Here is a 6,652-nt window from a genome sequence, read left to right on the forward strand (position 1 = left end):
CTGGACCCCAACAAGAAGGCGACGGGCCACGACCCGCCCTCAAGGAGTAGTCGGATGAAGATCATCATTCTCGGCGCGGGACAGGTCGGCGGCAGCCTGGCCGAGCACCTGGCCAGCGAGGCCAACGACATCACCGTGGTCGACACCGACGGCGAGCGCCTGCGCGATCTCGGCGACCGCCTGGACATCCGCACCATCCAGGGCAAGGGCTCCTACCCGACCGTGCTGCGCCAGGCCGGCGCCGACGACGCCGACATGCTGGTGGCGGTGACCAACAGCGACGAGACCAACATGATCGCCTGCCAGGTCGCCTACACCCTGTTCAACACGCCGACCAAGATCGCCCGGGTGCGCGAGGCGGCCTACCTGACCCGCGCCGGCCTGTTCAGCAACGAGGCGATCCCGGTCGACGTGCTCATCAGCCCCGAGCAGGTGGTGACCAACTACATCCGCCGCCTGATCGAGTATCCCGGCGCCCTGCAGGTGCTCGACTTCGCCGACGGCCTGGCCCAGCTGGTCGGCGTGCGCGCCTACTACGGCGGTCCGCTGGTCGGCCAGCAGCTCAAGCAGATCCGCGAGCACATGCCGACCGTCGACACCCGGGTGGCGGCCATCTACCGCCGCGACCGACCGATCCTCCCGCAGGGCGACACGGTGATCGAGGCCGACGACGAGGTGTTCTTCATCGCCGCGCGCAGCCACATCCGCGCGGTGATGAGCGAGCTGCGCCGGGTCGAGGACAGCTACCGCAAGGTGGTGATCGCCGGCGGCGGGCACATCGGCGAGCGCCTGGCCGAGGCCATCGAGACCCGCTACCAGGTGAAGATCATCGAGATGAACGCGGCGCGCTGCCGCTATCTGTCCGACGCCCTGGAAAGCACCATCGTCCTGCAGGGCAGCGCCTCCGACCGCGACCTGCTGGTCGAGGAGAACATCAGCGACGCCGACATCTTCCTCGCCCTGACCAACGACGACGAGGCCAACATCATGTCCTCGCTGCTGGCCAAGCGCCTCGGTGCGCGCAAGGTGATGAGCCTGATCAACAACCCGGCCTACGTCGACCTGATCCAGGGCGGCGAGATCGACATCGCCATCAGCCCGCAGCAGGCGACCATCGGCACCCTGCTGACCCACGTGCGGCGCGGCGACATCGTCGCCGTGCACTCGCTGCGCCGCGGCGCCGCCGAGGCCATCGAGGCCATCGCCCACGGCGACGCCAAGTCCAGCCGGGTGGTCGGCCGCAAGGTGGCCGAGGTACCGCTGCCGCCGGGCACCACCATCGGCGCCATCATCCGCGACGACGAGGTGCTGATCGCCCACGGCGAGACGCGCATCGAGTCGGGCGACCACGTGCTGCTGTTCCTGGTCGACAAGAAGCACATCCGCGACGTCGAGCGCCTGTTCCAGGCCGGCCTGACCTTCTTCTGAGTCTCACCCCGAACCGGCCGCGCCTCGGGCGCGTGGCCGGTCGGCCCAGCGTCTGGACCCACCCATGCACTACGCCGTCATCTGCCGGATCCTCGGCCTGCTGTTGGCCATCTTCAGCGTCACCCACCTGCCGCCCATGCTGCTCGGCATGCACGACGGCGACCACACCTGGCCCACCTTCGCCTGGTCGTTCGCCATCACCCTGGTCACCGGCGCGCTGATCTGGTTCCCCAACCGCGAGGCGCGCGGCGAGCTGCGCGTGCGCGACGGCTACCTGATCACCGCGCTGTTCTGGTTCGTCCTCGGCACCTTCGGCGCCATCCCCTTCCTGATCGGCGAGCGGCCGCACATGGCCACGGTGGATGCGCTGTTCGAGGCGGTCTCCGGCCTCAGCACCACCGGCGCCACCGTGCTCACCGGCCTCGACGACATGCCGCGCTCGATCCTCTACTACCGCCAGCAGCTGCAGTGGCTGGGCGGCATGGGGATCGTGGTTCTGGCGGTGGCGGTGATGCCGATGCTCGGCATCGGCGGCATGCAGCTGTACCGCGCCGAGATGCCCGGCCCGCTGAAGGACAACAAGCTGTCGCCGCGTATCGCCGACACCGCCAAGACCCTGTGGCTGATCTATTGCGGCCTGACCGTCGCCTGCGCGGTGGCCTACTGGGCGGCCGGCATGAGCCTGTTCGATGCCATCGGCCACAGCTTCGCGACCATCTCCATCGGCGGCCTGTCGACCCACGACGCCAGCATCGCCTTCTTCGACAGCGTGCTGATCGAGGCGATCTGCATCTTCTTCATGGCCGCCTCGGGGATGAACTTCGCCCTGCATTTCCTCGCCCTGCGCAGCCGCTCGCTGAAGGCCTACCTGCACGACCCGGAGTGCATGACCTACCTCAAGCTGCTCGCCGCGGTGTTCATCATCACCACCCTGGTGCTGCTGGTCTACGGCCACCACGAGGACCCGCTCGACTCGGTGCGCTTCGCCGCCTTCCACGTCGTCTCGGTGTTCACCACCACCGGCTTCGGCGTCGACGACTTCAGCGCCTGGCCGAGCTTTCTGCCGTTCCTGTTGCTCTACACCACCTTCATCGGCGCCTGCGCCGGCTCCACCGGCGGCGGCATGAAGGTGATGCGCGCCATGCTGGTGGTGCGCCAGGGCCAGCGCGAGATCCAGCGCCTGCTGCACCCCAGCGGCGTGTTCGGAGTGAAGATGGGCCGGCGCAAGGTGCCCGACCGGGTGCTCGAGTCGGTGTGGGGCTTCTGCGCCATGTACATGGTGACCTTCTTCGGCCTGCTGCTGCTGCTGCTCGGCACCGGCCTCGACCCGGTCACCGCCTTCGCCACGCTGTCCTCGTGCATGAACAACCTCGGCGCTTCGCTCGGCGCGGCCAGCTCCAACTACGCGGCCCTGCCGGACAGCGCCAAGCTGCTGCTCGGCCTGGCGATGATCCTCGGCCGCCTCGAGGTGTTCTCGCTGGTGGTGCTGCTGTCGCCGACCTTCTGGCGCTACTGAGAAGCCTGCCGACGCGCCGCGGCGCGTCGGGATCGGCTGCGCAGGCGCATGGGCACTAAACTGCGCCTCTCGGCCACTCCTGCCTTGCCTGAGCCTGGCTGGCGGGAGCGTCAACGGACCTTGCGGAGGTAATCATGACCACAGTCGCCGCCCTGGAAAAACTGCTGGCCGCCGGCCGCGACAACGCCCTGCTGCGCTTCGGCCTGGGCAATGCCTACCTGGATGCCGGCGATGCCGCACACGCGGCGCTGCACCTCGCGCGCTGCGTGGAATTCGATGCCAACTATTCGGCCGCCTGGAAACTGCTCGGCAAGGCGCGCCTCGCGCTGGGCGAGCCGGAGGCGGCGCGCGCCGCCTGGCAACAGGGCCTGGAGGCCGCCCGCCGCCATGGCGACAAGCAGGCGGAGAAGGAGATGACGGTGTTCCTCAGGAAGCTGGACAAGCCGGTGCGCTGAATCTCGCCCACCCGCCGGGCTTTTCCGCCGTTGCCCGGCGCGCAGGAAAAGCGCCGTCCCCGCCTTCCTCCCCGGGATGCCGACTGACGCTCCCGCGGCGGACGGGGCAGGCCGGCGGCCGCAATCCGGCAGGCCCGGCTGCGCGACGCCGAGCGACCGACGCGGATCGCCGGCCGGCGCGATACGTCCCTTCAGTACCAGCGCGGCTCGCCCTGCGGACGTTTCTTGAAGCGCTTCATGCTCCACATGTACTGGCTCGGCCAGCGCCGCACGTAGCCCTCGATCACCCGGCTCATCGCCGCCACGCCGACCGCCGGATCGCTGCTGTACATGTCCTCCGGCGCCGCCTCGATGATCACCTTGAAGCCGCTGCCGTCCTCCAGGCGGATGGCGTGCAGGAACACCCCCTCGGCCTTGTGGCCGGCGAGCATGCCGGGGACGAACTTGCTGGTCAGCGCCTGCACGGCGAAGAACGGCACGAACACGCCGCTGCCCTCGCTCGGCTCCGGATCGGCGGGGATGCCCACCGCGCCGCCGCGGCGCACTTCCTTGATCACGCTGAGGATGCCTTCCTTGGTCGACGGCGCCACCCGGTTGCCCATCTGCACGCGCTGCTGCTGCAGCAGCTCGTCGACCGCCTTCTGCTTGGGCGGCCGGTAGAAGATGATCGGCTTGCACTGGTCGCAGTAGTAGTGGTTGAGCACCTCCCAGTTGCCCAGGTGGCTGGTGATGCCGACCACGCCCTTGCCGCTGGCCAGCGCCGCCTGCAGCACCTCGAGGCCCTCGACCTCCCTGACCAGCTGCAGCGATTTGTGCGGCGGCCAGATCCACGCGCAGGCGCTCTCGGTGAAGGTCTTGCCGATGTCGCGCAGGGTGCGCCGGAGCAGCGCCTCGCGCTCGGCGGCGCTCAGCTCGGGAAAGCACTTGGCCTGGTTGATGCGCACCACCTCGCGCGCGCGGTTGGGCAGCTTCCATTGCAGCCAGCCGATCAGCGCGCCGAGGCGCTGCACGGCGGACCAGGGCAGGGCGGCGACCAGCCGCAGCGCACCCACCACCAGGGCGCCTTTGATCTTCTCCACGGGGTTCTCCGGCGATTGCACAGGGCGGCCATTGTACCCGTCGGGGCAGCAAAGCAGGCGACTTGACGCCCATTGCCCCATCGCGTTTGCCGCCGGCGGGCGGGCCGGCGACTGCGCAACTCGTTGCCCACCGGCGCCGGGCGCGGGCGCGGGAAATCCGTGCGGACCCTCGCCCCGCCTGGCTTCGCGCGGCTTGCGCAAGATCCTGCCCGGCGCTGCGCAGGATTTGGCGCAGAGTTTGGCGACCACCGTCACAACGCGCCCGCCGGCCATCCGTCCGACCTCGCCAAGTCATTGTTATGTAAGGAATAAATATGACTGGCATGGCAGTTGCGACAGGCATGGCTCCCGGACCGCTGCGGTCCATGATCCCGGCAAAGGAGAGCCCCATGCCAACCCCCGCGTACCTGTCCCTCGAAGGCACCAAGCAAGGCCTGATCACCGCAGGCACCTTCACCGAGGACTCGGTCGGCAACATCTACCAGGAAGGCCACGAGGACCAGATCCTGGTCGAAGCCTTCCAGCACCAGGTCATCATCCCGCGCGACCCGCAGTCCGGCCAACCCACCGGCCAGCGCGTGCACAAGCCGCTGATGATCACCAAGGTGTTCGACAAGTCCTCGCCGCTGATCTTCAACGCCCTGACCTCGGGCGAGCGCCTGAGCAAGTGCCGCCTGGAGTGGTACCGCACCTCCGCCACCGGCACCCAGGAGCACTACTTCACCATCGAACTGCACGACGCCATCATCGTCGACGTGCAGTCGCGCATGCCCAACTGCCAGGACCCGAACATGGCGCACTTCACCCACCTGGAGGACGTCTACTTCACCTACCGCAAGATCGTCTGGACCCACGAGGTCTCCGGCACCTCCGGCTCCGACGACTGGCGCGCGCCGATCGCCGCCTGATCCGCCCGTCCCGCACCGCCCGCGCATCGGCCAGCCTGTCTGGCCGATGCCGTTTCCCGGGCAGCCTCCCGCCCGAAATGCCGAATGCGTCCCGCGTTCACCGGGATGGATGACGTAAAAGCGGCGACTGTCCATGGATGGAAGACCCGACGAGGAACAACGGATGTTCGCCTCGGCCAACGCCGCCCATTTCTCCCTGCACATCGACGGTATCGACACCGAGCTGCAGGTGCTCGCCTTCGACGGCCACGAAGCCCTCGACACTCCCTACCGCTTCGAGCTCGAACTGGTCGGCGAACGACCCGACCTCGACCTCGAAAGCCTGCTCAACCGCCCGGCCTGGCTGACCTTCGCCGCGGACGGCGGCGGCGTGCACGGTCTGGTCTACCGCATCGCCCAGGGCGACTCCGGCCAGCGCCTGACCCGCTACCGGCTGAGCCTGGTGCCGCGTCTGGCCTACCTCGCCCACCGGGTCAACCAGCGCATCTTCCAGCACCTCACCGTGCCGCAGATCCTTGCCCGGGTGCTGGAGGAGCACGGCATCCTCGAAGGCGACGGTCACCGCTTCCAGCTCGGCGCCGACTACCCCGCGCGCGACTACTGCGTGCAGTACGACGAGTCCGACCTGCACTTCGTGCAGCGCCTGTGCGAGGAGGAAGGTATCCACTACCACTTCCGCCACGGCCCGGACGGCCATGTGCTGGTGTTCGGCGACGACCAGACCGCGTTCCCCAAATTGGGCCGTCCCACCGCCTATCTGCCGGACAGCGGGCTGGTGGCCGACCAGCCGGTGATCAAGCACTTCGCCGTGCGCCTGGAGACCCGCACCAGCCGGGTGAGCCGCCGCGACTACGACTTCGAGCAGCCGCGCCTGCAGCTGGAAAGCGCCGCCACCAGCGCGTTCGAACCGGATCTGGAGGACTACGACTACCCCGGCCGCTTCACCGAGCGCACGCGCGGCAAGCAGCTGGCCCGTCGTGCCCTGGAGCGTCATCGCAGCGACTACCGGCTGGCCGAGGGCGACGGCGACCAGCCGAGCCTGCGCAGCGGCCACTTCCTGGAGCTCACCGAGCATCCGCGCCGCGAGTGGAACGACCTCTGGCTGATCCGCGCCGTGCACCATGAGGGCCGCCAGCCGCAGGTGCTCGAAGAGGCAGTGACCAGCGATACCGCCGCTGGCGACGGCTTCCAGCAGGGCTACCGCAACCGCTTCGTCGCCACGCCCTGGGACACCCTGCACCGCCCCCCGCTGAAGCATCCCAAGCC

The 6,652-nt window shown here is 68.8% G+C and carries 6 protein-coding genes; 5 read left to right on the top strand and 1 reads right to left on the bottom strand.

The genetic code is table 11. From position 1 onward, the window contains the following. The first annotated feature begins 54 nt into the window (after positions 1–54). The 3 genes from trkA to LMJ29_RS11870 all read left to right on the top strand — a co-directional run bounded on the left by trkA (position 55) and on the right by LMJ29_RS11870 (position 3,399). Complete coding sequence (gene trkA / locus LMJ29_RS11860; protein ID WP_229605722.1) at positions 55–1,428, top strand: Trk system potassium transporter TrkA; 1,374 nt, start codon at positions 55–57, stop codon at positions 1,426–1,428. Between the two features lie 64 nt (positions 1,429–1,492). Continuing rightward, a complete protein-coding gene (locus tag LMJ29_RS11865; protein WP_229605723.1) occupies positions 1,493–2,944 on the top strand; it encodes a TrkH family potassium uptake protein in 1,452 nt (483 codons plus the stop codon). Between the two features lie 134 nt (positions 2,945–3,078). Beyond that, the gene (locus LMJ29_RS11870) at positions 3,079–3,399 is read left to right on the top strand and encodes a hypothetical protein (protein WP_229605724.1); all 321 of its coding nucleotides are present in this window, start codon (positions 3,079–3,081) and stop codon (positions 3,397–3,399) included. A 191-nt stretch (positions 3,400–3,590) separates the two neighbouring features. Here the strand turns inward: LMJ29_RS11870 and LMJ29_RS11875 are convergent, their stop codons facing one another. Next, complete coding sequence (locus LMJ29_RS11875) at positions 3,591–4,478, bottom strand: lysophospholipid acyltransferase (protein ID WP_229605725.1); 888 nt, start codon at positions 4,476–4,478, stop codon at positions 3,591–3,593. A gap of 389 nt (positions 4,479–4,867) precedes the next feature. Between LMJ29_RS11875 and LMJ29_RS11880 the strand changes: the two genes are divergently transcribed. Both LMJ29_RS11880 and tssI read left to right on the top strand, forming a co-directional pair. Next, complete coding sequence (locus tag LMJ29_RS11880) at positions 4,868–5,386, top strand: Hcp family type VI secretion system effector (protein WP_229605726.1); 519 nt, start codon at positions 4,868–4,870, stop codon at positions 5,384–5,386. Between the two features lie 163 nt (positions 5,387–5,549). Further along, the coding region (gene tssI / locus LMJ29_RS11885) for a type VI secretion system tip protein TssI/VgrG (protein WP_229605739.1) at positions 5,550–6,652 on the top strand (1,103 nt) is incomplete at its 3' end.

Source organism: Pseudomonas oryzagri (genome assembly GCF_020831405.1).
In the GTDB taxonomy this organism is placed as follows: domain Bacteria; phylum Pseudomonadota; class Gammaproteobacteria; order Pseudomonadales; family Pseudomonadaceae; genus Geopseudomonas; species Geopseudomonas oryzagri.

Bases quoted from the DNA above. Each gene is read 5' to 3' on its own strand.
- LMJ29_RS11870 (WP_229605724.1), top strand. From the start codon at position 3,079: ATGACCACAGTCGCCGCCCTGGAAAAACTGCTGGCCGCCGGCCGCGAC.
- LMJ29_RS11865 (WP_229605723.1), top strand. From the start codon at position 1,493: ATGCACTACGCCGTCATCTGCCGGATCCTCGGCCTGCTGTTGGCCATC.
- trkA (WP_229605722.1), top strand. From the start codon at position 55: ATGAAGATCATCATTCTCGGCGCGGGACAGGTCGGCGGCAGCCTGGCC.
- LMJ29_RS11880 (WP_229605726.1), top strand. From the start codon at position 4,868: ATGCCAACCCCCGCGTACCTGTCCCTCGAAGGCACCAAGCAAGGCCTG.